The organism is Alphaproteobacteria bacterium (genome assembly GCA_037146715.1).
Lineage (GTDB): Bacteria > Pseudomonadota > Alphaproteobacteria > UBA7879 > UBA5542 > JBAWWO01.
In genome coordinates, this window is the sequence record JBAWWO010000031.1 from 1 (window position 1) to 1,867 (window position 1,867).

General features: G+C 40.5%; 3 protein-coding genes. 2 read left to right on the top strand and 1 reads right to left on the bottom strand.

Annotation, left to right across the window (positions count from 1 at the left end):
- The coding region (locus tag WCG05_05685) for a hypothetical protein (protein MEI8321470.1) at window positions 1-185 on the top strand (185 nt) is incomplete at its 5' end.
- Window positions 186-404: 219 nt separating this feature from the next.
- Window positions 405-1,622, top strand: a complete 1,218-nt coding sequence (locus WCG05_05690) for an IS4 family transposase (GenBank protein MEI8321471.1) — start codon at window positions 405-407, stop codon at window positions 1,620-1,622.
- A gap of 6 nt (window positions 1,623-1,628) precedes the next feature.
- On the opposite strand, the gene WCG05_05695 is transcribed toward WCG05_05690, so the two are convergent.
- Window positions 1,629-1,867, bottom strand: a 239-nt coding sequence (locus WCG05_05695) for a hypothetical protein (protein MEI8321472.1), incomplete at its 5' end; no start/stop codon positions are given.

Sequence of the window (1,867 nt, forward strand, 5' to 3'; positions counted from 1 at the left end):
ATAAATCAGATGCAACATACTGCAACAAAATAACACTATGGATGGTAATTATAGAAATTGTTATGTTCAAATGGTTTTTTGCTGTTAAAAACCGTGGAGCTCTGATGATGAAACAATGGAAAAATGATTTAGAGAAAGTTATTACCGGCATCATTAAAGATCATAAGCCAATGTCGTTTAGTTAGGCAAAGGTATATAAGTGCTTGATTTAATTACAAATAAACAGAAAATAGTTCTTTGAAAATTTGGCAGAGTGTGGATGATGTTCTACCTTTAGAGGGTATATAGGGGGTAACCCGAACCATAACCCAAAAGCAGATTATCGTGAACTACTATCTAAAAATATAACATATGAACTCGAAAACAAAGAGTATAGGAGCCGTTCAAAAGACGGCCGGAAGGGGGTGTTCACAAGAGATAGAAAGCTTACATTCAGCAACTTAATAGTAATCATCATCTGTTTTAAAAGTTCCATACAACGCGAGCTGGACTCCTTTTTCAAAGCACTTTCCAAGAGTGATTTTAAGATTCGGGAGGTTACCAAAGGTGCGCTGACCCAGGCACGGGCAAAGTTAGAACCCTATGCATTCATTCGGTTGAACGAAGTAGCCGTTAAAACCTTCTATGACCATGCTGAATATTATCAATGGCACGGCATGCGCACCTTGGCTGTTGATGGCACGCGTTTAATGCTTCCAAACCACCCCAGCATTATCGAAGAGTTTGGGATGCAGAAGTTTGGACCCAAAGCAGACAGCGAACGCTCGCTGGCGATGGCCTCTTTGCTTTACGATGTGCTGAACCAGATAACCATTGATGCACGAATTTCTCCCTACAAAAGCAGCGAAGGCGATTTGCTGGTTCAACACCTTGAAAAGATGGAGAAAGGCGACTTATTATTGCTTGACCGGGGGTATCCTTGTTTCTGGTTACTTATTCTGTTGAAGGCAAAAGGAATTGAGTTTTGTGTCCGGCTGAAAGATAATTGGTGGCTCAAAGTAAAAGAATTTTCTGAAAGTTCGGACAAAGAGCGGTTGGTGACCTTCAAGCTACCTCCTAAGGACCGCAAGAAATTGGCTGACTATCCCCACATGATTAACCAGGAAATTACCTGTCGCCTGATAAAAGTGGTCTTAGCTAACGGTGAAACAGAAATTTTATGCACTTCGCTGACCGATACCGAAGAATATCCATATGAAGAGTTTGACGAACTTTACCACCTCAGGTGGAACGAAGAAGAAGCCTATAAGTTGCTCAAATGCAGGGCTGAACTAGAGAATTTTTCGGGAAAGACAGCCAAGGCCATCAAGCAGGATTTTTTCGCCAAGGTATTCTTGCTGACATTATGTGCCGCCTATGCTCACCCCATAGAAGAAAAAGTCAAGCAAGAATTCAAAGCAGATCAAAACAGGAAGCACAGCCAAAAGATCAACAGGACTAACGCAATCTCCATGACACAAGATATTATGATTGCAGTCATGCTACGAAAACAATTCCCCAAGGCGATAGCCGCTTTCGATAAAGTGGTGGCCGCAACGAGAGAAATCATAAGACCTGGGCGAAATGTTCCGCGAAATATGAAACAAAAAAAACCTTACGCTATGAATTACAAACGATTATGATCATCCCTAAACTAAACGACATTGTATTATATTCCTATTTCCATTTACAATGAAGGAGTAAGAATTTGATGTTGAAACGATATTACCATTCTCAATCCAGTTTGTAAACTGGTAGCCAGCATTTGCTGTTGCTAAAATTGTGCAATTTGAACCACAAGCAATTTGCCCACCACCACTTATACTACCTCCGTTTGTTGGATTAGGGCTTGTATTTATAGTATAGTTAATGACATTGAAGTTGGCAA